Origin of the sequence: Marisediminitalea alba (assembly GCF_002993365.1) — a bacterium.
GTDB classification, from domain to species: domain Bacteria; phylum Pseudomonadota; class Gammaproteobacteria; order Enterobacterales; family Alteromonadaceae; genus Alteromonas; species Alteromonas alba.
Genome location: NZ_PVNP01000187.1, coordinates 1 through 26545 on the forward strand (window position 1 = coordinate 1; position 26545 = coordinate 26545).

28 protein-coding genes are annotated in these 26545 nt (G+C 48.7%); 18 read left to right on the forward strand and 10 right to left on the reverse strand.

Annotation, left to right across the window (positions count from 1 at the left end):
* The first annotated feature begins 348 nt into the window (after positions 1-348).
* A complete protein-coding gene (locus C6Y40_RS16575) occupies positions 349-1104 on the forward strand; it encodes a sugar-binding protein (protein WP_105935527.1) in 756 nt (251 codons plus the stop codon).
* Positions 1105-1137: 33 nt separating this feature from the next.
* Here C6Y40_RS16575 and C6Y40_RS16580 read toward each other — a convergent pair whose 3' ends face one another.
* The 3 genes from C6Y40_RS16580 to C6Y40_RS16590 form a co-directional block, all read right to left on the reverse strand.
* Entirely contained in the window at positions 1138-2661 is a 1524-nt protein-coding gene (locus C6Y40_RS16580; RefSeq protein ID WP_105935528.1) for a GGDEF domain-containing protein, read from the reverse strand.
* Between the two features lie 151 nt (positions 2662-2812).
* Complete coding sequence (locus C6Y40_RS16585; RefSeq protein WP_105935529.1) at positions 2813-5032, reverse strand: GspE/PulE family protein; 2220 nt, start codon at positions 5030-5032, stop codon at positions 2813-2815.
* A 157-nt stretch (positions 5033-5189) separates the two neighbouring features.
* Positions 5190-6941 carry a DUF4153 domain-containing protein gene (locus C6Y40_RS16590; protein WP_105935530.1) on the reverse strand — a complete coding sequence of 584 codons (1752 nt, stop codon included), beginning with the start codon at positions 6939-6941 and terminating at the stop codon, positions 5190-5192.
* 81 nt (positions 6942-7022) lie between these two features.
* Here C6Y40_RS16590 and C6Y40_RS16595 point away from each other — a divergent pair, with 81 nt between their 5' ends.
* Positions 7023-7502 carry an acyl-CoA thioesterase gene (locus C6Y40_RS16595; protein WP_105935531.1) on the forward strand — a complete coding sequence of 160 codons (480 nt, stop codon included), beginning with the start codon at positions 7023-7025 and terminating at the stop codon, positions 7500-7502.
* On the opposite strand, the gene C6Y40_RS16600 is transcribed toward C6Y40_RS16595, so the two are convergent.
* Positions 7487-7855, reverse strand: a complete 369-nt coding sequence (locus C6Y40_RS16600) for a hypothetical protein (RefSeq protein WP_105935532.1) — start codon at positions 7853-7855, stop codon at positions 7487-7489. The two genes, C6Y40_RS16595 and C6Y40_RS16600, sit on opposite strands and share 16 nt — an antisense overlap.
* Positions 7856-7910: 55 nt before the next feature.
* Positions 7911-8099 carry a hypothetical protein gene (locus C6Y40_RS16605; RefSeq protein ID WP_105935533.1) on the reverse strand — a complete coding sequence of 63 codons (189 nt, stop codon included), beginning with the start codon at positions 8097-8099 and terminating at the stop codon, positions 7911-7913.
* A gap of 447 nt (positions 8100-8546) precedes the next feature.
* Here C6Y40_RS16605 and rpsJ point away from each other — a divergent pair, with 447 nt between their 5' ends.
* The 11 genes from rpsJ to rpsQ are packed head-to-tail and all read left to right on the forward strand — an operon-like array spanning position 8547 to position 13484.
* Entirely contained in the window at positions 8547-8858 is a 312-nt protein-coding gene (gene rpsJ, locus C6Y40_RS16610; RefSeq protein WP_010179497.1) for a 30S ribosomal protein S10, read from the forward strand.
* A gap of 18 nt (positions 8859-8876) precedes the next feature.
* On the forward strand, positions 8877-9515 hold the full coding sequence (gene rplC / locus C6Y40_RS16615) for a 50S ribosomal protein L3 (RefSeq protein WP_105935534.1): 639 nt from the start codon (positions 8877-8879) through the stop codon (positions 9513-9515).
* A gap of 18 nt (positions 9516-9533) precedes the next feature.
* Positions 9534-10139 (forward strand): 50S ribosomal protein L4, encoded by a 606-nt coding sequence (rplD, locus tag C6Y40_RS16620; RefSeq protein ID WP_105935535.1) that lies wholly within the window; start codon positions 9534-9536, stop codon positions 10137-10139.
* A complete protein-coding gene (rplW, locus tag C6Y40_RS16625) occupies positions 10136-10435 on the forward strand; it encodes a 50S ribosomal protein L23 (RefSeq protein WP_105935536.1) in 300 nt (99 codons plus the stop codon). Before rplD ends, rplW begins: the two co-directional genes overlap by 4 nt.
* A gap of 14 nt (positions 10436-10449) precedes the next feature.
* A complete protein-coding gene (gene rplB / locus C6Y40_RS16630) occupies positions 10450-11274 on the forward strand; it encodes a 50S ribosomal protein L2 (RefSeq protein ID WP_105935537.1) in 825 nt (274 codons plus the stop codon).
* Between the two features lie 15 nt (positions 11275-11289).
* The gene (rpsS, locus tag C6Y40_RS16635) at positions 11290-11565 is read left to right on the forward strand and encodes a 30S ribosomal protein S19 (RefSeq protein WP_070177558.1); all 276 of its coding nucleotides are present in this window, start codon (positions 11290-11292) and stop codon (positions 11563-11565) included.
* An 11-nt stretch (positions 11566-11576) separates the two neighbouring features.
* Entirely contained in the window at positions 11577-11909 is a 333-nt protein-coding gene (gene rplV, locus C6Y40_RS16640; protein ID WP_105935538.1) for a 50S ribosomal protein L22, read from the forward strand.
* A 9-nt stretch (positions 11910-11918) separates the two neighbouring features.
* The gene (gene rpsC / locus C6Y40_RS16645) at positions 11919-12623 is read left to right on the forward strand and encodes a 30S ribosomal protein S3 (RefSeq protein ID WP_070177560.1); all 705 of its coding nucleotides are present in this window, start codon (positions 11919-11921) and stop codon (positions 12621-12623) included.
* A gap of 2 nt (positions 12624-12625) precedes the next feature.
* A complete protein-coding gene (gene rplP, locus C6Y40_RS16650) occupies positions 12626-13036 on the forward strand; it encodes a 50S ribosomal protein L16 (RefSeq protein ID WP_105935539.1) in 411 nt (136 codons plus the stop codon).
* Positions 13036-13227, forward strand: coding sequence for a 50S ribosomal protein L29 (rpmC, locus tag C6Y40_RS16655; protein ID WP_070177562.1), 192 nt, complete (start codon positions 13036-13038; stop codon positions 13225-13227). The genes rplP and rpmC overlap by 1 nt, the downstream gene beginning before the upstream one ends.
* On the forward strand, positions 13227-13484 hold the full coding sequence (gene rpsQ / locus C6Y40_RS16660; protein ID WP_070177563.1) for a 30S ribosomal protein S17: 258 nt from the start codon (positions 13227-13229) through the stop codon (positions 13482-13484). Before rpmC ends, rpsQ begins: the two co-directional genes overlap by 1 nt.
* A 478-nt stretch (positions 13485-13962) precedes the next feature.
* On the opposite strand, the gene C6Y40_RS16665 is transcribed toward rpsQ, so the two are convergent.
* Positions 13963-15015, reverse strand: coding sequence for an NAD(P)-dependent alcohol dehydrogenase (locus C6Y40_RS16665; RefSeq protein ID WP_105935540.1), 1053 nt, complete (start codon positions 15013-15015; stop codon positions 13963-13965).
* A 166-nt stretch (positions 15016-15181) separates the two neighbouring features.
* Between C6Y40_RS16665 and C6Y40_RS16670 the strand changes: the two genes are divergently transcribed.
* Positions 15182-16102: an AraC family transcriptional regulator gene (locus C6Y40_RS16670; protein WP_105935541.1), complete on the forward strand. Its 921-nt coding sequence runs from the start codon at positions 15182-15184 to the stop codon at positions 16100-16102.
* On the opposite strand, the gene C6Y40_RS16675 is transcribed toward C6Y40_RS16670, so the two are convergent.
* The 3 genes from C6Y40_RS16675 to C6Y40_RS16685 all read right to left on the reverse strand — a co-directional run bounded on the left by C6Y40_RS16675 (position 16099) and on the right by C6Y40_RS16685 (position 19223).
* Positions 16099-17085, reverse strand: coding sequence for a proline iminopeptidase-family hydrolase (locus C6Y40_RS16675; RefSeq protein WP_105935542.1), 987 nt, complete (start codon positions 17083-17085; stop codon positions 16099-16101). The genes C6Y40_RS16670 and C6Y40_RS16675 overlap by 4 nt on opposite strands.
* 69 nt (positions 17086-17154) lie before the next feature.
* Positions 17155-18237, reverse strand: a complete 1083-nt coding sequence (locus C6Y40_RS16680; RefSeq protein WP_240621991.1) for a glycosyltransferase family 4 protein — start codon at positions 18235-18237, stop codon at positions 17155-17157.
* Entirely contained in the window at positions 18228-19223 is a 996-nt protein-coding gene (locus C6Y40_RS16685; protein ID WP_240621992.1) for a glycosyltransferase family 9 protein, read from the reverse strand. The genes C6Y40_RS16680 and C6Y40_RS16685 overlap by 10 nt, the downstream gene beginning before the upstream one ends.
* A gap of 143 nt (positions 19224-19366) precedes the next feature.
* Here C6Y40_RS16685 and C6Y40_RS16690 point away from each other — a divergent pair, with 143 nt between their 5' ends.
* Both C6Y40_RS16690 and C6Y40_RS16695 read left to right on the forward strand, forming a co-directional pair.
* Positions 19367-20674, forward strand: a complete 1308-nt coding sequence (locus tag C6Y40_RS16690) for a 3-deoxy-D-manno-octulosonic acid transferase (RefSeq protein WP_105935545.1) — start codon at positions 19367-19369, stop codon at positions 20672-20674.
* Positions 20675-21037: 363 nt separating this feature from the next.
* Positions 21038-22123 (forward strand): DUF2891 domain-containing protein, encoded by a 1086-nt coding sequence (locus C6Y40_RS16695; protein WP_105935546.1) that lies wholly within the window; start codon positions 21038-21040, stop codon positions 22121-22123.
* A gap of 491 nt (positions 22124-22614) precedes the next feature.
* On the opposite strand, the gene C6Y40_RS16700 is transcribed toward C6Y40_RS16695, so the two are convergent.
* Complete coding sequence (locus C6Y40_RS16700; protein WP_105935547.1) at positions 22615-24438, reverse strand: cation:proton antiporter; 1824 nt, start codon at positions 24436-24438, stop codon at positions 22615-22617.
* A gap of 269 nt (positions 24439-24707) precedes the next feature.
* Here C6Y40_RS16700 and C6Y40_RS16705 point away from each other — a divergent pair, with 269 nt between their 5' ends.
* Together C6Y40_RS16705 and C6Y40_RS16710 are read left to right on the forward strand one after the other, a co-directional pair.
* Positions 24708-25505: a vWA domain-containing protein gene (locus C6Y40_RS16705; RefSeq protein WP_105935548.1), complete on the forward strand. Its 798-nt coding sequence runs from the start codon at positions 24708-24710 to the stop codon at positions 25503-25505.
* 116 nt (positions 25506-25621) lie between these two features.
* Complete coding sequence (locus tag C6Y40_RS16710) at positions 25622-26488, forward strand: hypothetical protein (protein ID WP_105935549.1); 867 nt, start codon at positions 25622-25624, stop codon at positions 26486-26488.
* The last annotated feature ends 57 nt before the right edge of the window (positions 26489-26545 follow it).

The following is a 26545-nucleotide window of genomic DNA, read 5'->3' on the forward strand; positions in this document are numbered from 1 at the left end:
CTGTCACGAGCGGCAAGTCACGCGTGCTCTCGCGTTATCGGGACACAAGGCAATGAAGAATCACTGCTCCGGGACAAATATACAAGAAGGGTCGGAAACCTGGGCGGTGTTTGCGGAGTTCTAAACGATAAAGCGGCGACACGATGAACGAAACAGACTCAGGTATTGACTATGGTCAATACAGACAGGAACCGCCGTGGTACGGAACCGTATGCCCGGTGGTGTGAGAGGACGGGAGTTGCGAAACTCCCTCCTACTCGATCCTGCAAAGCATTAAGTAGTGCCGTCGTTGTAAATTTGTTGTTAAACTACGTGCTTTTATTACAACGAAAATACAGGCGACTTATCATGATAAAGCTTAATAAGATCCTGCTGGCCGGATGGTTAAGTATGGTTGCAGCGGGCCAGGTTTTTGCAGCACCGGCTGAAGTGGCTAAAGCCAGTTCGCCAGTCGTTATCGACGGTAAAGCCGACGAAGCAGCCTGGGATAACGCAAAGTGGCACCCTCTTAAGCACCTCATGGTGGGTACGATGCCGATTCCGGCAGATTTTAGTGGCCGATTTAAGATGCTTTGGGACGAAGATCAGTTGTATCTGCAGGTAGAAATTATCGACGATGTGTTGATCGATACTCACCCTAATCCGCTGCTGACCTACTGGGATGATGATTGCCTGGAAATCTTTATTGATGCCGACGCGTCGGGCGGCAATCATCTAAAATCCTATAACGCTTTTGCCTATCATATTGCGTTAGATGGCAATGTGGTGGATATCGGCCCTACGAGCAATGGCGGTCAGGAATTTGTCTTGCTTAATGAGCATGCCACCAGTCGCTGGACCCGTGAAGACACGCCACCCTATCAAATTACCTGGGAAGTTAGCTTCAGAGTCTATCCGGACACTTTCCACCACAATAAACCGGTACCACCGCTGAGCCTTTCAGCTGAACAGGTGTTGGGTTTTATGCTGGCCTATTGCGACAATGACGGCAGCGAAGAGCGCGAGCATTTTGTTGGTTCTCACGAAGTGGAGCCGGTCAATGGCGATCGCAACCTTGGGTATATCGACGCTTCCGTGTTCGGTAAAATCAAACTGGTAGACTAACCTTCAGATAATATCAGCTTAACTGGCTACCGGCTAACCTGCGGCATGCTTTTGTTCGTACATCAGCATGTCGGCAGCGTGAAGCAATAACGACAGGTCATTGTGCGGAGTATCAATGATTTGCGCACCGACGCTTGCCGATAGCGGGATATGCTGCTCATCAATTTTGATTATCAGATCCTCCAGACGCTGAGCGATACGTTGTTTAACCCTTTCGGCAACATTGCGACTGTGACAGTGGCTCATCACCACAAACTCGTCGCCGCCGAGCCGGCCAACGATATCCTGAGCCCGCGACTGACTGTTGAGAATTTTGGCCAGAATGACTAAGGTCTGATCACCCACCCGGTGGCCGTAGGTGTCGTTGATCTGTTTAAAATCATCTAAATCGATAAACAGCAGTAACAACACACCCCCCTCTTTACTATGGGTCGTCATCATTGTTTGCGCCGACTCTTCCCAACCCCGGCGATTTAATACCGGACAGAGTGGATCGCTTGAAGCTGCAAGATATGCCTGCATCTTATCTGACTGCAGGCGCTTTACACGCTCCGAGGCGGCGATAGCTAATAACAAGGCCTCCACGGTAACCGCTACAATTAACGCATACCGGTGCAGAAACACGTTAACATCAGGCAAATACACCCTGAATATCATGGCAGCCAGCAGCACCAGCAAGGCGATAAGCACCCAACCGGCACCATGTACTTTACGTAAAAAAGCGTAGGCTGTAGCCAGCGTGACAGCAACCATACCAATCAGGGTAACCAGCCCCATTAACTGGTTGGCAATAGCGTGTAAAGGGGCGATGGGCAGTGCGGCTATAACACCCAGTCCCAGCACAACGATGCCGCTGTAAAGAATTATCAGGTATTCCCATCGCTTGAGGATAAGACGCAGATCGAGCAATAAAGTGATGAAGCGTAGAGCAGTGTAAACGGTTGCCCCGGCGAAAATGGCTTTAATCTGGTGGCCATGCAACCAGTGCACCGCAGGGAACAAGATGCGCAGAATCCCTTCCTGTAACACAAAGAAAAAGCCGGCACTAAGAATATACCCGCTGTACGCGTAAAAGCCGGCATTGCGCAGGCTACGACCAAGTATTCCCACATAAATACACAGCGCAATGCAGAATCCGCCAAAAGCGCTGATGGTTAAAATGTGCAGATTGTTATCGCGTTGAAAGGTGCCGAGATCGCGAAGCGACATACTGACTTTGCTGATATGGTCTGATTCGGCAGTCAGGGTAAACTGATATACGCCTTCAGGTAACAGGTAAGCCGCTCTGGCACTGGCCAAAGGCGTGATAATAACATCCTGACCAGTATAGACTGACGGTTTTTGCAGTGCGTCTAAAGGGAAGCTCAATACCCTGGCTTCCGCCAGACGGCATTTAAACTGGATGTCATTTAACCCAAGGCTGATATCCAGCGGTTGTTGTAAAGTTTGTGCTTGCGGAGCAATAATCTGACAGTCTGCGTAGCCGGGCGATGAGAATAACATCATCAGCAGCACACTGATAAAAACTAATTTATAACGCCCTATACCCTGCTTCACAGTTCAACAACCTGATACTAAAAAGTTCGACTATTCATCCATTTAATGCCATGGGCATTACACTGTTGATTACTTTACGCGCACTCTTGCTCGCTGTGAATGAAAAAAAGGTTATGAGGGTATTTATTTCGATTAATATCGGGAGGCGCGATTAGTCGCCTCCAACAATTTGTACCTGAGCGAGGTCTGTATCGCCTTTTATTACTTTGTAGATAGCATCCTGGATAAGGGTTCGCATACCATCCTGCATGGCCTGGGCTTTCATTTCGGCAACCGATGCTTCTTTATAAACCAGCGAGCGCAGCGCAGGGGTCATGCCCAGCAGTTCATGTACACCAGTCCGGCCGCGATAGCCGGTATCCCCGCAGTCGTCACAGCCCTTGGCGCGATAGATTTCAAGATTATCGGGCAGGTTGAGTTCGTTGATATACTCTTCGCCGTACTGGCGTCTGATAAAGGCCATATCAGTATCTGACACCGGGTGCTTTTCCTTACAACTGCTGCATAAGGTTCTGATTAAGCGCTGCGCGAGTATGCCCACACAGGCGTCAGAAAAGTTAACCGGGTCGAGGCCTAAATCGAGTAAACGGGTAATGGTTTCCGGCGCAGAGTTGGTGTGCAGGGTGGATAAAACCAGGTGACCTGTTAATGAGGCTTCAATACCAGCATGCGCGGTTTCTTTATCCCGCATCTCACCAATCAGGATAATATCCGGATCGGCCCGCAAAAATGCCCTGAGTGCATTAGCAAAGGTGAAGCCGATTTTCGGGCTCACCTGCACCTGCTGCAAGCCTGGCTGGGTGATTTCAACCGGATCTTCGGCAGTCCAGATTTTCTTTTCCGGTGTATTCAGGTAGCCGAGGATGGCGTGCAGGGTAGTGGTTTTACCGGAACCGGTAGGTCCCACCACCAGTAGAATTCCGTGAGGTTTTTTGATCATTTCCTCGAGCCGGGTCATATTACCTGGCGCGACATTCATTTTACCCATGGGCATGGCACCGCCAGATGCCAGGATTCGCATCACCACGCCTTCGCCGGCAACGGTTGGAATGGTAGCAACCCGCACTTCCACTAACTGGCCGCTCATTCTGAAAGCCAGTTTGCCATCCTGAGGTACGCGCTTTTCGGCGATGTTCAGGTTAGACATAATCTTTATCCGCGCAATCACCGCACTATGGTGTGAAGCCGGAACCTGGTTGATATCGCGGCAGACCCCGTCGATCCGCATGCGTACCCTGGTTGGGCCGCTCTTTTCCGGGTCGATATGAATATCCGAGGCGTTGAGACGTTTGGCGTCGTGCAGGATACGGCTCACCAAACGAACCACCGCAGGTGCATCGTCTGAAAGTTCATCAACGCCTTCCTCAGACTCCTCGGCTGACGTACCGATTTCATCGAGGATCTCACTCATTTCGCCGGGGGCACCGCCACCTGCTGAATCACCGAGGTATTGCAGAATATGGTTAGGCAGGCCTACTGCAATGTCGTAGCTGTCGATACCCAGCGCACTTTCAATTTCCATTAGCAACGACGCATTATTCGGCTCAGCCATCAGCACAATGGGTTTATCATGTGCATCGGCAATCACGGCTACAAAATTACGCTTCAGATAAGACGTATTAAGGCGACTTTCACTTTGATAGGCGTGGTATTTCTCCGGGTCAAAACCGATGTATGGCACTTGGTAGTGAATTGACAAAGAGGTGCCGAGCTTGCCTTCATTAATGCGGTATTCCGACATTAACCGCTGTACCGTCTGACGAATATCGCTGCTGGTTTCCTGCAATTCCGCGAGTGCTTTCTCACTGAGCAGGTTTTCGTGCAGTAGCAGATCAAAGGGGTTTTGCGTGCCACCGAGTTCAAACCGAAATTTGGTGCCTAAAATATCGTTGAGCTGCTGCGCTAGCTCCATATCGCGGTTGCTGAATGGCCCGTTGTTTTTATTGATAATCTGGAAAACGCCCATGATAACGCCGGCGTTCAGAATAGGAACGCACAAAATATTACGGGTTCTGAAGTCGCTGCTTTTATCAAACCGGTCGGCGAAGCGAAGACGCGGATGAATGGCGGCGAGTTCTTCCTGATCGTAAGGGTCTGAGATAATTAAGGGACGTTGCGACAATGCAACATAACCGGCAATCGACAACGGGCTGATGGGCACCTTGATTTCCATTGTCTCTTTACCGGTTTTAAACCGGGCAACCAAATCCTGGTGCTGCCGACGACGCTGAAAGATACTCATGCGTTGGGCATCAAATAAACCGAGTATAAGGGGCTCTAGCTCTTTATAGGCATCTAACAGCGTGGGCTTTTTCTCAAGCACCGTGTTGATTTTATCGAACACCAACTGGTTTTCATTTATGTCTGACATATTCTACTACAAATTAGTAAGCTGTTACTCACAGGGCAGGAAACATATCCGGCTGTGATGAAGTATAGTATTAATATATATCACCTTATACCCTCTGACCTAATGCAGCAATACTGCAAAAGGTGCAGGTGGGGATAGTTGATGCAGGTCGTGCTGATTACTGACGCTGCTCAGGTGATGATTTTAGTTGTTCTTTCAGCGTCACGTTAAAGTGAAAATCACCGATTTGCATTATGCGGTACTGCGGTTGTTTATATTTGACCTCCAGTGTCTGGAGATGCTCGCGTAGAGTCATCGTTTTATCTTTGCCGGTCGGGCCCAAATCTTCAATATCTATCGGATACCAATTACTGTTTCTGCGCATATACAGGGTGGCATCTACCAGGTAGTCAGTTTCCAGCATTAGCAGGTAGTCGGTTTGGTTATCGCCATCAGGGTCGACCGCCAGCAGGTAAAGTTGTTCAGCCTGGCGCAACAGGTAGTTACTTTTGGTCAGGCTGTCGTAAATGACATCGGCGAGATCCGGTGGCATGTCGCAGTCGTTGAGACATTCGATACTGTTTACCACCAACAGTTTGTCCTGCTCAGGTTCTTGAGCATCTTCCTGATAGGCTCGGGAAAGCCTTAGCGCCAGTGTCGGGTGACTGTCGCCATAGGTTTGCTTTAGTTGCTCTATGGCCAGGTAGCCAGGCAAAGCAAGCTGATTGGCAAAATACGGTATATCTATGTTCTGCAGTTTGGTTTGTCCGGATTCGATACGAGCTAACTGATTGTCAGCCGTTAATCTTCGTAAGTCTGCAAACGGGCTGTTTACCAATATCATCACCAGCATCAGTAGCCAGCCCATCGCAACATTAATGCGACCGAGACCGCCAATCCAGTCATCTCTATAGCGCACTATACAAGTTACATAGCCAACGGAAAAAAGCGCCAGGAACATCCATACTATCATCCCCCAGTAACGACTTACTGACCAGCCATACTGCTCCACCCTTAGAGACAGGCCATAAAATACCAGCCCGCTGTAAACCGGTAACAAGAGTATGCCGAGATAAATAAACCGGTGTACAAAAGGTGAGTAAGGGCGTTCACTCGCATCGCCCTGATATACGCTGTTCAGCGCAAATAGCAGACAGGCCTGCATCCACAGAATGAGATAACTGCCCGGGCCTTCTTCCCATAGCGGCGACAGCCCGGTAAAGGGTAGGGCGAGCAGAAAAATCAAAGAGACAAACATCAGCAGTACCAGAAGGTATTTCAACAGAGCCTGCTGCAACTGTTTAATGGTGTCGACGATAATACTAAGTCGGCGGATAAGCACTACGCCCAGAGCCAGAGCAAGATTAAGCGTCGGGTAATAAAACCATTTTTGCTCAAACAGTTCGTCAAAGAAATCGATATTGATAACCGAGAACAGTGCGGCCCACAGCATCAGAACACCCCAGGTAACCAGGGTAAACGCCAGAGCCAGACCCAGAGTGAGCAGGTTGCGCCACGAATAGTGGAACAACTGCGGATACACGAAGGGTTCAGCAGCCGTTTTCACCTGCACATACATCAGCGCTTTAAAGGTCAGTAAAGCCAGAGTAAATGTCATGGGGGCGAGCAGGGTGTCCAGGCGTGAAGGCGAAGAAGGGATTGCCTGACCACCGGTGTAAAAGGCAAGCAGTGCACAAAGCGCGGCAAAAGGGGCGATGTAGGTAACCAGCCTGACCTTATTGCGGTTGTTAACCCCCAACAGATACATGCCAGGCCCGATAATGACCAGAGCATAAGCCGCAAATAGCCACTGCGGCGCCGTGGCCGGCCAGAACTCAAAGTCGATGGACTGATGTAATAGCAATAGAGCGAGCCCCTGTAGCAGGGCAATAAGTAGCATCAGCCGGGTAGGATAACGCAGTTCTTCCATAAATATCGTCGCCTGATTGTTTTACTTACTAAACTACAGTAGTTTTATGAATTGGTGAAAATTAAATAAAGAGAAGAACTTATGCCCGGTACTGAGCGTTCATTAACGTTGCGCTTTCTGGCAGAGCCTGCGGATGTCAACTTCGGTGGTAAAGTGCACGGCGGTGCGGTAATGAAGTGGATCGACTTAAGTGCTTACGGGTGTGCCGCCGGCTGGAGCGGGAAATACTGTATTACAGCGTACGTTGGCGGCATGCACTTTGTTAAGCCTATTCTGGTAGGCAATATCGTGGAAGTGGAAGCCAAGGTGATTTATACCGGCAAAAGCTCAATGCATATTCGTATTCTGGTGCGTGCCGGCGATCCGAAAAGCAGCGAACGGGAACTCTGTACACATTGTATTGCTGTGATGGTAGCCATGGATGAGAACGGGAAGCCTTCATCCGTACCCGACTGGGTACCCCAAACCGAGCAGGACAAGCGTCAGCGTGACTCGGCATTAAAACTGATGGCAATGCGCGATCAGATCCGCGAAGAGATGACGACCTACGTGGATAACTGAGCCGATTTATTAAGTTTGTATACAGTCATTACACCGATAAGGGCCCCCATCACAATTGCTGAAATAACAATTAAATCAAAAGTCTGTGCTGTATATAATTGCTGTACAGCGTAAATAAGTGAACCAAGACAAATAAAGGCTGAAAACTTAACCCGTTTCACGTTGTCCCCGCGCAGAAGAAGAGGGATAAGTGATACTCCCAGCGTATAAAAGAAGCCTGGTCCGGCAGTATAAAAAATTGATAAGGCCGGTAACGTTGAGGTGTTTAAATGTTCAGGATGTTGTAACTGAGTGACTACAGCCAAAGAAATGCACACTACAATCGCTAGTATTATATACATACGGATAGCCATAACGTCTCCTTGTAGACAAAATTGATACGCCAGACAGATCTGGCGCAGGGAACATTTAGTTGTACATATTTGAGCGGGCATCATCATTCATTTGCCCGCCGGTCGATTCAACACCACTTTCCAGCGCGCCTGAATCAATGACTTCCTCCACAATCATTTGACCTACCACGCCAAGCAAAGTCCAACCAAGTGATCTTAAACCACCTTGCACTGCGTCTAAGTCTGTTTCATTGAGTATTTGCATAATAATCTTCCTTAAAAAATAAAATAGGTAACTTGCGTTTATGTCGCCAGAGAGTGTGTTCAAATTAACTGTAATAGCTTGTTAGCGACGATGTAACTGACCTAAAGCACAGAAACACAGATTTCTAAGCGTATGAAAGCGCTTCACTGCCAGATATCACGCTTATTTTTTAAATGTCGGTAGTTTAATGCTTGCACGTCTGGAGCAAATCTGTATAATTCGCGCCCACTTGCCCCGTACATATGTACCCAGGGCATGGTTTCGGCCGCAGCCACACTGCTTTTAGGGTGGTCGCCAAAGCAACGTCTTATTGATGTAGCGGGAGTGTTAGAAACAAAGAACAAGATTCCAATTGGGAATCACTGGTTTATACGCACATCTTTTCGTCCCAAGAATAAAAGGGAGTGAGAAGATGATTTTTTTGTTCTTTCGATTGGAGCTTAATCGATGCCAAATCAAAGAATTCGTATTCGTTTAAAAGCGTTTGATCACAAGTTGATCGATCAGTCTACGGCTGAAATCGTTGAAACGGCGAAACGTACTGGTGCTCAGGTCAGCGGTCCAATTCCACTGCCTACTCGCAAAGAACGCTATACAGTTCTGATTTCTCCGCACGTTAATAAAGACGCGCGTGATCAATATGAAATCCGTACTCATAAGCGTTTGGTAGACATCATTGAACCAACTGACAAGACCGTTGACGCGCTGATGCGTCTGGACTTGGCTGCTGGTGTTGATGTTCAAATCAGCCTGGGCTAACAAGAGAGGGTAATAACAATGGCGATTGGTCTAGTCGGTCGTAAAGTGGGTATGACTCGCATCTTCACTGAAGATGGTACGTCGATCCCTGTGACTGTTATTGAAGCGACCCCTAACCGTGTTACTCAGTTACGCACTGATGAAACTGACGGTTATCGCGCACTGCAAGTTACTGCAGGTACCAAAAAAGCGAACCGCGTAAACAAAGCTTCAGCAGGTCACTTTGCTAAAGCTGGTGTTGAAGCTGGCCGTGGTCTTTGGGAATTCCGCCTGGAAGATAACGAAGGTGCCGACATCGAAGTAGGCAGTGAAATCACTGTTGAAATCTTCAACGACACCAAGAAAATTGACGTAACTGGTACGTCAAAAGGTAAAGGTTTCGCAGGCGCTATCAAGCGTTGGAACTTTTCTGCTCAACGCGCTACTCACGGTAACTCATTGTCTCACCGTGCACCTGGTTCAATTGGTCAAAACCAATCACCAGGTAAAGTATTCAAAGGTAAGAAAATGGCTGGCCAGCTTGGTAACAAGCAAGTCACCACTCAGTCTTTGGAAGTTGTACGCATTGACGTAGAAAACAGCCTGATCCTGGTTAAAGGTGCCGTACCTGGCGCAACTGGCGGCGACGTTGTCGTAAAGCCAGCTGTTAAAGCGTAACGTCTGGGAGTTGAACTGATGGAATTAACATTGAAAGATGCGCAAAGCGCTCTTGAAGTATCCGAAGCGACCTTTGGACGTGAATTCAACGAAGCCCTGGTTCACCAGGTCGTTGTAGCTTACGGCAATGGTGCTCGTCAGGGTACTAAAGCACAAAAGACACGTTCTGAAGTACGTGGTGGTGGTAAGAAGCCATGGCGTCAAAAAGGTACTGGTCGTGCTCGTGCAGGTACAATCCGCAGCCCAATCTGGGTTGGTGGTGGCCGTGCATTTGCTGCCAAGCCTCGTGACTTTGATCAAAAAGTTAACAAGAAAATGTATCGCGGTGCGATTAAGAGCATCCTGTCTGAACTGGTTCGCCAAGACCGTTTGGTAGTGGTTGAGAAGTTCGGTGTTGACACACCTAAGACTAAAGCTCTGGTTGCTAAGCTGAACGAACTGGAATTAAACGATGTATTAATCGTTACTCCGGAAGTTGAAGAGAACCTGTTCCTTGCTGCACGCAACCTGTACAAGGTTGATGTACGTGACGTAGCTGGTATCGACCCGGTCAGCCTGATTGCATTTGAAAAAGTACTTATCACTGCTGATGCAGTGAAACAACTTGAGGAGGCGTTAGCATGAAAGAAGAACGTCTACTAAAAGTGCTTAAAGCACCACACGTTTCAGAAAAGTCTACTATGGCTGCTGAAGCGGGTAACACAGTTGTATTTAAAGTAGCTAAAGACGCGAACAAAGCTGAAATCAAAGCAGCAGTTGAGAAACTGTTCGAGGTTGAAGTTGACTCGGTTCGTACTGTTAACGTTAAGGGTAAAACCAAGCGTCACGGTATGTCTTTCGGTAAACGCAGCGACTGGAAAAAAGCGTATGTAGCGCTTAAAGAAGGTCAGGACATCGACTTCGTCGGTGGTGCTGAGTAAGAAGGGGATTAGAAATGCCATTAATGAAAGCTAAGCCAACTTCTGCCGGTCGTCGTCACGTAATCAAGGTTGTTAATCCTGACCTGCACAAAGGCGCGCCACACGCACCTTTGCTGGAAAAGAATGACAAAACTGGCGGCCGTAACAACAATGGTCGTATTACTACACGTCACATCGGTGGTGGTCACAAGCATCACTACCGCGTAGTTGACTTTAAACGTAATAAAGACGGCATCCCAGCGAAAGTTGAGCGTTTAGAATATGATCCTAACCGTTCTGCAAACATTGCTTTAGTACTGTATGCAGATGGTGAGCGTAAGTACATCCTGGCACCTAAAGGTATCCAGGCTGGTGACGCAATCCAATCTGGCACCAACGCGCCTATCAAAGCGGGTAACGCTATGCCTATGCGCAACATGCCAGTTGGTACCATTGTACACGCGATTGAAATGAAGCCTGGCAAAGGTGCACAGATTGCACGTTCTGCTGGTGCTAACGCACAGATCCTGGCTCGCGACGGTAACTACGTTACTTTACGTCTGCGTTCAGGCGAAATGCGCAAAGTATTATCTGATTGCCGCGCCACCATTGGTGAAGTTGGTAATGCAGAGCACATGCTTCGTTCATTAGGTAAAGCTGGCGCAAGCCGCTGGCGTGGTGTTCGTCCAACCGTTCGTGGTGTTGTAATGAACCCGGTTGACCACCCACACGGTGGTGGTGAAGGTCGTACTTCTGGCGGTCGTCACCCAGTAACTCCTTGGGGTGTTCCTACTAAAGGTAAGAAAACCCGAAGCAACAAGCGTACCGATAAGCTTATCGTACGTCGTCGTAATAAATAATAGCGAGGATTCACCATGCCACGTTCTCTCAAGAAAGGTCCATTTATCGACCTTCACTTGCTGAAGAAGGTAGAGGCTGCAGTGGAAAAGAACGAACGTAAACCAATTAAAACCTGGTCACGTCGTTCTATCATCATCCCAGATATGATTGGGTTGACCATTGCAGTCCATAACGGCCGCCAACATGTACCTGTCATCGTAAGTGACGAAATGGTCGGCCACAAGTTGGGCGAATTTGCGCCAACGCGTACTTACCGCGGCCATGTCGCGGATAAGAAAGCTAAACGTTAAGGGGTAGGAAGATGGAAGCATTAGCTAAACACCGTTTTGCCCGCACGTCGGCTCAAAAAGCACGCTTGGTTGCGGATCAAGTTCGCGGTATGCACGTAGAAAAAGCACTTGAGCTTTTAACGTACAGCCCTAAGAAAAGCGCTACGCTGATCAAGAAAGTTCTGGAATCAGCAATCGCTAACGCAGAGCATAACGAAGGTGCAGACATTGATGAACTGCGCGTCGCTAAGATCTTCGTTGACGAAGGCCCAACTATGAAACGTATCAAGCCACGTGCTAAAGGCCGTGCGGATCGTATCTTTAAGCGTAGCAGTCACATCACTGTGGTTGTAGCGGATAACTAGGAGTAGATAATGGGACAGAAGGTACATCCTACAGGTATACGCCTGGGTATCAGTAAACCATGGACTTCTACCTGGTACGCTAATACCGCAGATTATGCAGATAACCTGTACAATGACCATCAGGTACGTCAGTACCTGACAAAACAACTGAAAAACGCTTCACTGTCTAAAATCGTGATCGAGCGTCCTGCTAAGAGCATCCGTGTGACTATTCACACTGCTCGTCCAGGCGTAGTTATCGGTAAGAAAGGTGAAGACGTTGAAAAGCTGCGTAACTATGTGTCTAAGCTGGCCGGTGTGCCTGCTCAGATCAACATTGCTGAAGTACGCAAGCCAGAGCTGGATGGTCAGTTAGTTGCTGACAGCATTTCTAGCCAGCTGGAACGCCGTGTAATGTTCCGTCGCGCTATGAAGCGTGCGGTTCAAAACGCAATGCGCCTTGGCGCAAAAGGTATCAAAGTAGAAGTTAGCGGTCGTTTAGGCGGTGCAGAGATTGCACGTTCTGAATGGTACCGTGAAGGTCGTGTTCCTCTGCACACTTTCCGTGCGGATATCGATTACGCGACTTCTGAAGCGTCTACTACTTACGGTATCATCGGCGTTAAAGTATGGATCTTCAAAGGTGAAGTTCTAGGTGGTTTACCTACAACTCAAGAGCCGGCAGCGCCAGCTCAACCTAAGAAGAAAGGCCGCAACGCTAAGCGAGAGGGCTAATCATGTTACAACCAAAACGCATGAAATTCCGTAAAATGCACAAAGGCCGCAACCGCGGTACAGCTGCGGGAGCTACTGTTGCCTTTGGTACTTACGGTCTTAAAGCGGTTGGTCGTGGTCGAATGACTGCGCGCCAAATTGAGGCTGCACGTCGTGCCATGACTCGTCACGTTAAGCGTCAAGGTAAAATCTGGATTCGGGTTTTCCCTGACAAGCCAATTACTGAGAAGCCTCTTGAGGTTCGTCAAGGTAAAGGTAAGGGTAACGTTGAGTACTGGGTATGCCAAATTCAACCTGGTCGTGTTCTTTATGAGATGGAAGGTGTTCCTGAAGCTCTGGCACGCGAAGCGTTTACTTTGGCTGCGGCAAAACTGCCATTTAAAACAACCTTTGTAACTCGGACGGTGATGTAATGAAAGCAGCTGAACTGAAAGAAAAAAGCGTAGAAGAGCTGAATGCAGAGTTATTAAACCTGCTACGCGAGCAGTTCAACTTACGCATGCAGCATTCAACTGGCCAGCTTGAAAAAACCGACCAGTTGAAGAAAGTGCGTCGCAGCATCGCGCGTGTTAAAACCATTCTGACTCAAAAGGCTGATGCGTAATGACTGAGCAAAAAATTCGTACAGTACAAGGTCGTGTGGTTAGCAACAAAATGGATAAAACCATTACTGTTGCGGTAGAACGTTTTGTTAAACACCCTATCTACGGGAAGTTCATCAAGCGTACTACTAAACTGCACGCTCATGACGAAAGCAACGTGTGCAACGAAGGCGATACAGTTACTGTTCGCGAGTGTGCACCAATCTCTAAGAACAAATCTTGGATGTTGGTTGACGTTGTTGAGAAAGCTGGCGTTTAATCGCTACTTTCTAAGCGTTTAAAAAAAGCCGCTCATTAGAGCGGCTTTTTTATTGCCTGTAACACTTGCAGAGTTATAAATTAGGGTGTTTAAGCTGGAATAATAGCTAAAGCCTTGCTAAGTTAGTTATAACTATCTTAAGTCGCTGATAAAAAAGATTTTACCACAGTCCTTTTTATGGTTAAGTTTATATTTAGGATAGGTTAAGTAAAACTTTAAGTTTGATATCTGCGTTTTAAACTCGATCTGCCTTTCAAAGTGACACAGCAGCCATTTTCGCAAAACTACGTATGAGGTTGATTTTGAGAATGGTTTCTATCCTCATGAATATTATGATTTTATTCTTTAGGAATTGCGATTTTTTCAACTGTGTCAAAAATAAACAGCCACACAGTTTTCTATCTGTCCTTTGCAAACATAGATAGTTAGCTATGCAAAGGCGTAGCGCATGGCTTGCCACCTTTGCAAGTGGTCTGAATCAGCTATTCCTAAGGCTATTCATATCAATTACAAATCGGTACTTCACATCACCTTTCTTCATTCGCTCATAAGCGGCGTTGATGTGCTGAATGTCGAGCATCTCTATATCGCAGCTAATGTTATGTGTGGCGCAGAAATTCAGTACTTCCTGAGTTTCTGCCAGGCCTCCAATCAGTGAGCCAAGAATCGAACGCCGTTTCATAACCAAAGCGCCGGTATTAAGAGCTGGTTCCAGCGGCGTTAGCTGCCCTACAACAATGTGCGTACCGTTGTATTTGAGACAATTCAGATAAGGGTTAAAGTCATGTTCAACCGGAATGGTATCAAGCAGGTAGTCGAATTGCTCTGTTGCGGCTTGCATCTGTTGCTCGTCGGTTGAGATGATCACGTGATCTGCACCTTGCTGAAGTGCTTCCTCTACTTTTGATTCTGAACGGGTAAAAATAGTGACTTCTGCACCCATTGCCTTGGCAAACTTAACGCCCATATGTCCCAGACCGCCCATACCCAATACGCCCACTTTGTCTGCCTTTGTCACACCGGCATATTTTAGCGGTGAATAGGTAGTGATCCCGGCGCAGAGAATTGGCGCTGCAGCGGCCGGATCCAGACCATCTGGAATGCTTAGTACAAAGGCTTCTTTTACCACGATAGCTTCAGAGTAGCCGCCCTGGTTGGGTGTTCCATCGATACGATCTGTACCACCATAAGTGCCATGTATACCTTCGTCACAAAATTGTTCCTGGTGATCATCACAGGCCGGACAGCTCCCACAGGAGTCAACCAGGCAGCCAACGCCTACCGTATCGCCAACCTTGTATTTGCTTACCCTGGGCCCTACCGCCGTAACGGTGCCTACTATTTCATGGCCGGGTACAAGCGGGTAACTGGTGCGTCCCCAGTCGTTTTCAACGGTGTGAATATCTGAGTGACAAACGCCGCAATAATCAATGGTGATGGCTACATCATCATCCCGCAGTGAGCGTCGCTGAATCGTTAATGGGTTTACCCCGGAATCTGGTGCGGTGGCGCCGTAAGCTTTAGTGTTCATTGTGTATCCTCATGGGTTTAGTCACAATATTGTGCGAAATTCACCCTCTCAAAGCTTTAACATTTCTCTATCTGTTTTGACTGTTACTCTAAAAATTCGGTGTTATGCTGGTAAATATTGCCGCTTTGGTTGCATAATTCTCTTTACCATCGAGGCGGAAATTACTATGACTATCAGCAAAGAGATACCGTTAACAACCACCGGTGTTAGTCACCCTTACCATCTGGCATTACTTGATAAGGTTAACCAGTTATTACCCGGGGAAGGAGTTATCACAACTGCCATACCCGGCCTCACGGTATTTCACAGTTGTCACCACCGACCTGCTCGTCCGTTTATTTATAAGCCTGGAATAGCCGTTGTGCTGCAGGGTCATAAAATTGGTCGGGTAGGTAGCCGGGAGTTTCATTACGGACCCGGTCAGTATCTTTTGCAAACGCTGCCAATCCCCTTTTACTGCGAAACTATCGGGAGCAAAGAATCGCCCGCCATTGGTGTACGTATCGATTTCGATCCGGCAATTGTTGGGGAACTGGTGCAGGGCCTGCCCGGCTCATGTAAGGATTTTGATCGTCTTGAGCCCACGGTATCAGTCCCCATGCATAGCGATATGGCTTATGCAGTTGTCAGGCTGCTGGAAGCGGGCGCGGACCCGGCTATTGCGGCTGTATTAGGGCAAGCGCGGCTAAAAGAACTTACCTATGAGGCGTTGAAAGGCCCCCATGGCCACGCACTCAGAGCGCTAGCTGTCGATGGGGGGCATTATGCACGGATCGCCCGTTCTCTGAAGCAGATTTCGGCGAACCTGGATGGCGAGTTTAATGTTACCGCGCTGGCCCGGGAGGCAGGTATGAGCGTGTCAGGGTACCACGCCAGTTTTAAACAGATTACACAGACATCGCCCATCCAGTACCTAAAACGTTGCCGCTTGCTCAAAGCGCAGGCCATACTGAGCCGCAATAGCTGCGGTGTATCGCAGGTCGCCAGTGAAGTGGGTTATACCAGTATCTCTCAGTTTAGCCGTGACTATAAAAAGGCATTTGGTTATTCACCCACTAAGGAGCAGGGGATTGGCATTCCGGCCTAATCCGGATCGTGCCGGTTAAGCCAGCTGGTTAATATTGCCTGGGTAATTAACGGTCGGTCACTGTAAAAACCGTGCGCACCGCCTGGCACTACTGCAAGCTCAGCCCCCGGGGTTAAGGCGAGGTAATCCTGAACCGTATCGATGCGGGCTGAGTCGTACTGGCCAATCATAAACAGGGTTTTCGCCGGGTTGATACGGCCGAGTAAGTGAGTGGCGTCGTAATGCTTTAGTACCCCGGTGGAAGAAAATTCACTGGGCCCCCACATGGCGTTGTAAATCACCGGATTAAATCCATTGCCGCCGACGTTCTGGTAATACTCCTGTTTAGCACTGGATGCGGTTCCGGGACTATAGTAAGCAGAATAAAGCTTGGTGTAAGCAGCACTGCATTTGACTTCGCCCGGCGGCTCAGATGACTCGCATTCACGCAGTGTTTGTTGTACTGCCTCGGGAGCAGCCTTAACCAGTAAGTTAGCATCCATGATCCAGTGAGGTGTTGAGATAAACGTGCCGCCAAGCACAGTGGATACCACATTGCTGGGGTACTTTGCGGTATATTCCAGCGCCAGTGCCGACCCCCAACTGTGACCAACTACATGCCAGCGCGGGATATTCAGGTGCTGACGAATAGTCTCAATAGATTCTACAAACCTTTCTACGCGCCAGTTGTCCGGATTATTGGTTTGCTCAGACTTACCGCTGTCGAGTTGGTCGTACATGATTACCATGCGGTCATCTGCGAGGCCTGTCATACCTGCAAAGCCATTGTGTGTACCGCCCGGCCCGCCATGGATAAAGATAACCGGTATCGCTGCCTTATGAGCTAAGCCATTAAGCCTGACATATACCTTACCGCCTTCAACGGGCACCATTAATTCCTTTTCTGCCGCAGCATAGGGCGGTGTTTCAGCAAAAACCTGAGGAACAAAAAGCAATACCAGAGTCAGTAGCAGCGGTGATAACAGTAAACGGCAGGATTTCATTACAACGGAACCTTTAATTTGAGTGGTCCCGGCCAGTATAAAAGGGTTTGAGTTTATGCTCCAGCCGGCCTATCCCTTAATGTGTTGATACAGACTTAAATAGCCTTTTGCCATGGCTTCGGTCGAAAAGTGAGTACTTACATGATTTAATAGAGCTTCACTAAGGGCATGCCTCAAGTCGTCATTGTCCAGGGCAGAGCAGATTGCAGTGGCCAACTTATCTGAATCGCCAGCCGGTGTCAGCCAGCCGGTTTTCTCATGCTTAATAATTTCCGGAATGCCGCCGGACGGGCTGGCGATCACCGGCACTTTACAGGCACCAGCTTGCAACAAAATAACGCCGAGGCCTTCGGCATGTGCCGGATGTACCAGCAAATCAATATTGGGCAGTATTCTGGACACCTGTTCGGTAAAGCCACACAAGCGGACATTATCGCTTATTCCTGCCTGGTCTATATGAAGCTGATAATCATCAGCCAGACTTCCTTTGCCAAACAGCAAGCAGAGGGTGTTCGGCTGCTTTGCAACAACCTGCTTCATTGCCGCAATGATGTCGTGCTGCCCTTTACGCTCGATAAGCTGGGCGAAGTTTGCTAATACGCGGTAACCCTCTGGTATGGCAAACTCACGGCGAAACCAGTCAGGGTCTGCAGCATAGTGAAATTCCGACAAGTCCACCGACGAATGGATAACCTGCTGAAATACCGATGCCGGGCAACGCTGTGAGACCACTTTCCGTACGCCTTCAGAGATACTGATTACGGCCTTATACTCGGCATATTTCAGGCGGCTTATGGCAGACTCCGGGTTATCAACTCGCCGCGTACAAATGGCTGGTATACCCGTATATCTGGCGATTATTGCGCCCCACAGATCGGCACCACGACGACTGTGTACATGCAGAATGTCAGGTTGTAATGCCCTGACTAACCCGGCCAGACGCCACAAAATACTAATGTCCGGTTCACCCGCATAGGGCAGGGCGTGTATTTCACAGTCACTCAGACGCAAAGCGGCAATGTCACTGCCTTCAGCACACACCAGGTGTTGTTCAACCGCGTTGCTTTGTACAGTAATGGCTTTAATGAGGTACTCCACCTGTTTAGCACCGCCATACAGGTGCCTGCCCAGTTCCAGATGCATTACACGCATGGATATTGCAATCCTTGCAACGTGCTGAACACCTGCTCGGAGGTTATTGCCTGCATACAGTCAAAGTGGCCGTCACAGACAGGGCGACGCTTACAGGGGGCACAACTTAAATCTGCATACAAAATACGGGCATGAGGGTTCTGGGTTTGGGTATACGGCCGGGTTGAACCAAAGATAGCTACTGTGGGCCGTTGATAAACCATGCCCATGTGCGTCAGGCCGGTATCAACGCCGATGAGCGCCGCGCATTGCTCAATCACGGCAGCACTCTGGGTCAGGCTCAACGAACCAGCCAGGCTCAGGCAGTGTGAATTGGCGCTGGCAAGATGCTCTGCGTTGTTTTTGTCGGCCGGCCCGCCAAGGATTATCACCTGATATCCATCCTTCCCCAGCATAGCAATGAGCTGGTGCCAGTAGGGGAGTAGCCAATGCTTTTGAGGTCGGGTTGTAAAAGGGGCGATTACGATAAAGTTGCCGTGAACACCCTCTTCTTTAAGCCGGTCATGTACAGTTATCCGATCCTGTTCGTTCACCTGGAGGGTAAGTTGATAGGGTGCGTTACTAAACTTACCGGCCAGAAACTTGTACTCGCTGCTAATGTCATCTGACAGGGGCTTATCGAAAGACTGAGTCAAAAACCACTGGCTGTGTTCCTTACTGTTGAACCCCACCCGTTTACGCGCACCGGTAAACCAGGCTAAAAGCGCACTTTTAAGTAATCCCTGAGCGTCAACAACCAAATCGAACTGTAAAGCTCTTAAGGTGCGACGAAACCGTAGTAGTGCTTTGAACAGGGCAAGATATCGCCGTGATTTCGCCAGTGCCTGCCATTCCTGTTTGGGCCAGTTAATAACGTTATCAACGTCCGGGTGGCCTGCCACAAGGGCGGCATAGGGGCTTTCAACCAGCCAGGATATGGTCACATCGTTGTCAAAATGCTGTTTTAAGCTGGACGGCAGACCTGAGGCCATTACAATATCGCCCATCGCACTTAACCTGATGATGAGTACTGCGGGTTTGGTGGCACTTGATGACATGCAATAAAAAGTAAACGTGAAAACCTGTGTGTCAGTGAAACAAAACTTCACGACATTTTGATGACGGCCAGCATAACGGTGTACAAGGCAACATGAGCAAGCAACGCGCAACATATTCTCCTAAGTGGTATCAGGACGCCTTTCGCTGGTTTTATTCCTTTATTCTGGCACTGCTCATTCCGTTTGCTTTTTTCACTCTCGTCAAACGCGGCATGACCCGCCAGAAGGACTATAACCGCCGCCGCTTTGAGCGGTTTGGCTACGTAGCTCATGCACCAAAGGCGAATGGCTATCTGTTTCATTGTGTGTCAGTGGGTGAGGTGGTCGCGGCGTCGGTACTGATTAAACGCATTATGCAGGAGCAACCAGAGCGACAGATAACTGTTACCACTACCACGCCTACCGGTTCGGCCCGGGTCCGCGCAATTTTTGGTGATAAGGTGCATCACTTTTACCTGCCCTATGACTTACACATGGCCATGGCGGGCATGTTGAGACGGATTAAACCCAGCGTGGTATTCATCACTGAAGTAGAGCTCTGGCCTAACCTGATCCATGCCTGCTGGAAACGTGACATTCCGGTACTGGTGGTCAATGCCAGAATGACCGACCGTTCAGCAAGACGTTATGCGAAGTTCCCCATCCTGTTCGAGCCAATGCTTAACAAGCTGGCGCATGTATGCGCGCAGGGCGACAGGGATTATGCGAATTATCGGTTTTTAGGCATGCCGGAAAGTAAGCTCACGCTAACCAATAATATTAAATTCGACCAGGCCTCTGCCCTGGATGCCTCGGTAAGCGGCTTTTTAGGACTGGAGCACAGTAGCCGGAAAGTTCTTGTGGGAGGAAGTACCCATGATCCTGAGGAAACGGTATTGCTGCAAACCTACCAGGCAGTCAAAAAGCACTGCCCGCAACTCCTGCTGGTGCTGGTCCCCCGCCATCCTGAGCGGTTTGAAACGGTAGCCCGACTGATCCACAAATCCGGCTTAGCCATGACCCAAAGTGCGTCAGCCAACAGTGTATCCGATGATTGCGACGTGTTACTGGTAAATGAAATGGGTAAGCTTAATGCAGTGTACGCCGTGGCCGATTTTGCCTTTGTCGGCGGTAGCATTGCAGACCGGGGCGGTCATAATGCGCTTGAGCCAGCAGCCAGAAAACTGCCGGTTATGATGGGGCCAAATACCTACAACAACCCGGTGATCTGCGCCAAATTAGCAGAGTCCGGTGCACTGTTTATTGTTGAAGATGCCGCTGCCATGACCGAACTTACCCTTTCCTGGTGCAAAAATGCAGATGCCGCAGCGCTGGCAGGCCTTGCCGGTTACACCGTGCTGGAGCAAAATAGTGGTGCGCTGGATAAAACAATGAAAGTTGTTGAGTTATATAACAACTGATAGGCTAAGTCCTGTAGTGATTTTTCTTCAGGGCTTTGATTATGCAAGGAAAGCGTGTCTTCCCCAGCCTGTCACCGGTGACCAGGTTTAACACGCAATATATGCCGCATCGGGCAGTTAATTCAGTCGGCCATCCTGGCATCCGAACCATGCCAGGTCCCTCCTCGGATAATGGCTAACTGAATAAAGGAATATGGGGCAAGGCGACGGCCTGCCCCATTATTCTGAAACATCTTGTCACTACATTTTCTCTTAACGCCATAAACCGCTTATGGTATGCCTGGTTTCAAAACTCCTTTACTTACCGGCATGAATTGCAGACCATGCCTGATAACCATCACAAATAAAAAGGAAAATCAGATCATGGTTATTTTCAGGCTGCTAACGATTCTGCTCGCCATTGCGCTGAGTATCTGGTCTTCGTATAGTCAGGCAAGCACTCCGGCACTTACTCTTGAAGAAGCTAATCGTCTGGCTTCTCTACCACTCAAATGTACCCAGGTGGAGTATCCCAATAAACTCAATCAGGTGCTGGATGGTGACGAATATCTGAAATCACCCAAAGCACTGCACCCGGCCTTTTATGGTTGTTTTGACTGGCACTCTAGCGTGCATGGTCATTGGATGATGGTCAATCTGCTGCGTAATTTTCCGGATCTTGCTGAAAGAGAAGCCATTAAAGCAATCCTGAAAACCAATCTGACGGCAGAGAACATTGCAGTAGAAGTGGCTTTTTTTGCGACGCCCGGTAATAAAAACTACGAACGCACTTACGGCTGGGCGTGGTTACTAACGCTGGCAGCCGAACTGCACAACTGGCATGATCCGCTGGCCAGAAAGCTGGAGCAAAACCTTAAGCCATTAACTGAGCTGATGGTTAGTAAGTATGAAACCTTTTTACCGAAACTTATCTATCCTATTCGCACCGGTGAACACCCCAACACCGCATTCGGGCTTTCAATGGCGTATGACTTTGCCGTGGCAACAGATAACGATGCGCTGGCACAACTCATCAGAGCGCGTGCCTTGCACTGGTACCTTAGTGATAAGCAGTGTCCCCTTGCCTGGGAGCCTAACGGATTCGATTTTCTGTCGCCCTGTTTTGAAGAGTTAAACCTAATGCGCAAGGTACTACCCGGGGAGCAGTTCAAAAGCTGGGCTGGTGATTTTATACCAGAACTGATTAATCAGACATTTACTCTGGAGCCTGCCCGTGTGAGCGATCGCACTGATGGAAAACTGGTTCATCTGGACGGGCTCAATTTCAGCCGGGCCTGGTCGTTGTATGGGGTTGCCAAAGCGTTTCCTGCGGAATACGGTCATCTGCAAGCTATTGGCGATGCGCACGTTAATGCGGCATTACCGACTATTGTAGATAACCACTATGAAGGAACGCACTGGCTAGGTAGCTTTGCCATGTATGCACTGCTTAGTCGCCAGGGGCTCTGACGGCATGCACCGGCTGGGAGCGAGCCCCAGTCACAGGGTTGATGCCAGCGCTATTCCTCAAGCTCAAAGAAAAATGACAGAGTAGCCCTTCGATGGAAGTGCAAAGAAACACCACTAATGATGATTTTTGTCAAAAAATCGGCGAACGGGCAGCCCCCCGAGATTGTATACCGGCCCTATTATTTCTTTGCTAACCATCGAAAAGGAGCTTCTTGCCTACCAGATTAACCAATTTGGTGCGATGAAGCATATTGTGCTTTATTGTGGTGCTTTGTAAGGCATACTTTTGGTGAAATTGGCTGGATATATTTATAAAGTTCCAATATTTCAGTTATTTATAAATTATACTAAAGTTGGCCTGTTGATTGCTATAACCAAGCGACGCTGTAATTAGGCAAAACAAAAATTCAAAAGGTTGCACCTAACGCACCATCTAATTGCTCGTTGTTTCCAGGGAGAGGCACCCTGTCCACAGACAGGGTGCTATTCTGTTAGTCTTTTGCCGGCTTCACGACTTTTTCTGAATCCAGCATCTCAGCTTCCACCAAACTGACCAGCTTACTGCCAGCGCGCGGAATGGTTTCATCTGAACTAAGCAAAACATGCATGCGGTTATTTTCGTTGATGTACATCAGTGGGGTAGCAGCATCACCGTACTTTTCCATATAGTCCTTAAAAGTGAACTCAGGTGTAAGCGCCGTGGTTTTTATTTGCGCACCACGACTAACCGCACTGGCCAGGTACCCGTAGGTAATGCCTTCAGCAAATAACGACAGTTTTTTAGCATAATCCCTGGAAACCTGATGGCTAGGCCGGGTTGCGAGTTCATTGTTGGTCAGGCCCCAGACCTTATCCTTACCCAACGTGTACTCAAAATGATAACCAATCATAGGATTTAGCTGTTTATAGGGCGATAACAGCAGTACCGTACCTATGGTGTTTAAATCCAGATGGATGGCGGCATGCTCAGACGTAGGATTACCAAAATACACCGGGATATCCTGCATTCTGGCCGCGCGGATAGCATCCCAGTTGGTATCGGCTACCCGTACCGGCACCTTATGTTTAATCAGCTCTTTGGCCAGCATGCGACTGAATTCGCTGGCACCAAACAGCAGAAAGCCATTGGGTACCGGAGCGCGCACCTTAAGCAGTGCCGCTACGGGCTTAGCCGTAAGGCCCTGTAACACCACGGTGGCAATGATCACCAGGAAAACCAGTGGCACGATGATTTCTACCTGGGCATAGCCGAGTTGTTCCAGTTTAAGTGAAAACAAAGCTGACACAGCCGCGGCAACGATACCTCGTGGAGCCAGCCAGCTCAGCAAAGCCAGTTCGCGCAGGTTAAGTCCGGTACCGATGGATGAGACAAACACTGCCAGCGGACGGGCAATGAAAATGATCGAGAATAAAACGACCGCTGCTGCCCACCCTACATCAGCCACGGCGCCTAAATCGAGACGGGTAGCGAGTAATATAAACAGCCCGGAAATAAGCAATACACTGAGTGTTTCCTTGAACTCAAGGATGTCCTCAACGTCCACATCCCGCATGTTCGCCATCATGACGCCTATCACGGTAACAGTTAGTAGCCCGGACTCGTGAGCAAAATAATTGGAACCGGCAAAGGCTGCCAGGATGATGGTTAGGACCGCTGTATTGCGTAAGTAGTGGGGAACCAGATTGTGGCGCAGAGTGATCCCCAGGAAGTAGCCCACTGCCATACCCAGGCCGAGCCCGATACCGATCGTTTTACCAAAAGCGACCAGGGTGTGAGACACGGCGCTCTGCGACGAAATGATATATTCGTAAACTAACACCGCCAGTAATGCTCCGATGGGATCAATAATAATCCCTTCCCAGCGCAGTATATTGCCAAGGTTTGTCTGGGGGCGTACGGTTCGAAGCATAGGCACAATAACGGTGGGCCCGGTTACGGTGACGATGGCTCCGAATAAGAACGATAGCTGCCAGCTTATGTCCAGCGCATAGTGGGCCACAGTGGCGGCGATGATCCAGGTGACCAGAACCCCGATGCTACAGAGGTTTCTGACCATGTTACCGTGCCCGGCAATATCACTGTATTTAAGAGTCAGCGCACCTTCAAACAGAATAATGGCGACCGATAGCGACACCACCGGAAAGAGTAAATCCCCGAACAGAGCGTCTGCATCTAATACATTAAAAACCGGACCAACCAGAATACCCACGACTAACAGAGGCAAAATGGCCGGTAAACGGATCTTGTAAGCTAAATACTGACAACTGATTGAAAGCAGGCCGACGGCGACCAGAGCAATAGTTGGATCTGACACTCAAAGAGTCCTTATTATTGTTTGGCTGTTACCTAAAACAACAGCAATTAGATTCCTACCAGATGTTATACACCAGAATTGTATCATGTGTTCACTTTCCGCTTGGGAAACGGTCTAAATGATACAGGTATAATTATGTCGAAGTTCTTTACAAACATGATGACCATGTTGATTTCGACTTTTATAAATCAATGATCTTGAGCTACTTTTTTTAATGGAATGATTATTGCATTTTTTCTTTTTATAACAACGTATTACCGTAGTAAAAAATGAAAAGACAGAACAGAAAAACGTGGTCAGCCCTGATAGCCGCCGTTATGCTCGGGTTTGGTTTATTCACTGTTACGGCCCCTGCTAATGCGGCCCTTATTAAAACCGATATTGTTATGCTGGTGGATGAAAGTGGTTCAATGAGCACTATCCACAATAACCTTCGTGACAGCATAGGTACCTTTGCCAGTATTTTGCAAAACGGTGGGCTGGACGCTCAGTTTGCACTAATAGGCTTCGGCTTTGCAGGTGACAGCATCCGTCTCCTGTCTGATTTCGTTGATGCGGCAGGTTTTGCCAGTGCAATGGCGGGGATCACACCTGTAGGCGCCGATGAACCCGCTTATGATGCCACGGCTTACGCGCTGGAAGCGCTGCCTTCAGAACAGCCAGGGCTCAGTTACCGCGACGATGCGGTGAAAAACCTGATTTTGTTTGCCGACGAAGCCAGCAACAGCGACAACTATTTCGATGCCGACTCACTGGATGGCGTGCTAAAAGACAATTCTGCGTTGTTTAATGTGGTATTGGGCGGCGAATTCGGCGAGCTGATTGACTTAGCTCTGAATAATGGCGGTAACAGCTTCGATTTAAACGAGCTTAATACCGCAGTGCAGAGTGAAATCGATGATTTTGTCACTAATTTCGCCGAAGTGAAATTACAGGAAACCGTGGACTTTTGTGCGGAAAACCCGGATCACCCCGCTTGTACAGACAGTGAACCGGTTCCGGCGCCAGCCGGCATTGCATTGCTTTCTCTGGGTCTGTTGCTCCTGACTCGTAAAAAGCTCGGCTAAACCTCATAAGGGAAGCTGATATACCCGGCAGGCAAAATCGCTGTTTGCCGGGTGAGTACAAATCGCCAGTCTTATTAGCGGCAACAAATGGAACGTTTCACCGCGTTAATTGAGTTATGAAAAATTCTTCTTTTATGGCAGGTGCTGGTAAGGCACTTGCAATGAGCCTGTTATTGCTCCCTGCCGCTTGCAGCAGTACGGATTCTGGCAACGACAGCGGTATCGAAGTGCTCGAAGACATTGTTTTAGACGAACAGTTAGTGGAAACCTCGGGCTTATATTGTGATGCCAACCATATTTACACTATCAATGATTCGGGCAACAGCCCCGACTTATTTACTCTGGATACTTCCGGCACGATTGTAAAAAGTGAGAAATTGCCGCGCAAGAATACAGACTGGGAGTCGGTAACGGCAGACAGCGAGTTTTTCTACATTGGTGATTTTGGTAACAATGCCGGTAAACGCAGTGATCTGGCAGTGTTAAAGGTCAGCAGGGCCGATACGGGCGATATCACGCCTTTGCCGGTCAACTATGAAAACTACGATATCGCCAAAAACGAGTACTACGCGCACGATTATGATGCAGAAGCGATGGTCTCCCGGGGCGACCAGCTGGTACTGTTTTCCAAGAGCTGGCTAACTCGTGTGGTAAAAGTGTATTTGCTCGACAAAGGCCAGGTAACCCCGCTTTTATCGCCGGTAGCTGAGCTATCAGGGATCCCCGGAGTGGTGACTGGCGCTGATTTTGACGCACAAAATAACCGCTATGTAATTGTTGGGTATACCAGTAATGCTCTGGGTATGTTCAAGCCGTTTATTGCCACCCTGTCAGCTGAGTTTGACCTAATCAGTACCTATAAGCTTGACGGCTACGGGCAGGTAGAAGGCCTCTGTGTTCGCGAAAATAATACAATCTGGCTGACCCAGGAAAGCTCACCACTCAGTGTTGCAAAGCTTATTAAGGTGAAGTTGCCCGAGTAACCGGGGCAGAAACAAAAAGGCCAGCCTTGCGGCTGGCCTTTATTCTATAACCGTTTC

Bases quoted from the DNA above. Each gene is read 5' to 3' on its own strand.
- C6Y40_RS16710 (WP_105935549.1), top strand. From the start codon at position 25,622: ATGAAAAATTCTTCTTTTATGGCAGGTGCTGGTAAGGCACTTGCAATG.
- C6Y40_RS16695 (WP_105935546.1), top strand. From the start codon at position 21,038: ATGGTTATTTTCAGGCTGCTAACGATTCTGCTCGCCATTGCGCTGAGT.
- rplP (WP_105935539.1), top strand. From the start codon at position 12,626: ATGTTACAACCAAAACGCATGAAATTCCGTAAAATGCACAAAGGCCGC.
- C6Y40_RS16605 (WP_105935533.1), bottom strand. From the start codon at position 8,099: ATGCAAATACTCAATGAAACAGACTTAGACGCAGTGCAAGGTGGTTTA.
- C6Y40_RS16665 (WP_105935540.1), bottom strand. From the start codon at position 15,015: ATGAACACTAAAGCTTACGGCGCCACCGCACCAGATTCCGGGGTAAAC.
- C6Y40_RS16675 (WP_105935542.1), bottom strand. From the start codon at position 17,085: ATGAAATCCTGCCGTTTACTGTTATCACCGCTGCTACTGACTCTGGTA.
- C6Y40_RS16685 (WP_240621992.1), bottom strand. From the start codon at position 19,223: ATGGGCGATATTGTAATGGCCTCAGGTCTGCCGTCCAGCTTAAAACAG.
- rplD (WP_105935535.1), top strand. From the start codon at position 9,534: ATGGAATTAACATTGAAAGATGCGCAAAGCGCTCTTGAAGTATCCGAA.
- rpsJ (WP_010179497.1), top strand. From the start codon at position 8,547: ATGCCAAATCAAAGAATTCGTATTCGTTTAAAAGCGTTTGATCACAAG.
- rpsC (WP_070177560.1), top strand. From the start codon at position 11,919: ATGGGACAGAAGGTACATCCTACAGGTATACGCCTGGGTATCAGTAAA.
- rplW (WP_105935536.1), top strand. From the start codon at position 10,136: ATGAAAGAAGAACGTCTACTAAAAGTGCTTAAAGCACCACACGTTTCA.
- rpmC (WP_070177562.1), top strand. From the start codon at position 13,036: ATGAAAGCAGCTGAACTGAAAGAAAAAAGCGTAGAAGAGCTGAATGCA.
- rplV (WP_105935538.1), top strand. From the start codon at position 11,577: ATGGAAGCATTAGCTAAACACCGTTTTGCCCGCACGTCGGCTCAAAAA.
- rplC (WP_105935534.1), top strand. From the start codon at position 8,877: ATGGCGATTGGTCTAGTCGGTCGTAAAGTGGGTATGACTCGCATCTTC.
- C6Y40_RS16690 (WP_105935545.1), top strand. From the start codon at position 19,367: ATGAGCAAGCAACGCGCAACATATTCTCCTAAGTGGTATCAGGACGCC.
- rpsS (WP_070177558.1), top strand. From the start codon at position 11,290: ATGCCACGTTCTCTCAAGAAAGGTCCATTTATCGACCTTCACTTGCTG.
- C6Y40_RS16590 (WP_105935530.1), bottom strand. From the start codon at position 6,941: ATGGAAGAACTGCGTTATCCTACCCGGCTGATGCTACTTATTGCCCTG.
- rpsQ (WP_070177563.1), top strand. From the start codon at position 13,227: ATGACTGAGCAAAAAATTCGTACAGTACAAGGTCGTGTGGTTAGCAAC.
- C6Y40_RS16575 (WP_105935527.1), top strand. From the start codon at position 349: ATGATAAAGCTTAATAAGATCCTGCTGGCCGGATGGTTAAGTATGGTT.
- C6Y40_RS16595 (WP_105935531.1), top strand. From the start codon at position 7,023: ATGCCCGGTACTGAGCGTTCATTAACGTTGCGCTTTCTGGCAGAGCCT.
- C6Y40_RS16705 (WP_105935548.1), top strand. From the start codon at position 24,708: ATGAAAAGACAGAACAGAAAAACGTGGTCAGCCCTGATAGCCGCCGTT.
- C6Y40_RS16585 (WP_105935529.1), bottom strand. From the start codon at position 5,032: ATGTCAGACATAAATGAAAACCAGTTGGTGTTCGATAAAATCAACACG.
- C6Y40_RS16680 (WP_240621991.1), bottom strand. From the start codon at position 18,237: ATGCGTGTAATGCATCTGGAACTGGGCAGGCACCTGTATGGCGGTGCT.
- C6Y40_RS16600 (WP_105935532.1), bottom strand. From the start codon at position 7,855: ATGGCTATCCGTATGTATATAATACTAGCGATTGTAGTGTGCATTTCT.
- rplB (WP_105935537.1), top strand. From the start codon at position 10,450: ATGCCATTAATGAAAGCTAAGCCAACTTCTGCCGGTCGTCGTCACGTA.
- C6Y40_RS16670 (WP_105935541.1), top strand. From the start codon at position 15,182: ATGACTATCAGCAAAGAGATACCGTTAACAACCACCGGTGTTAGTCAC.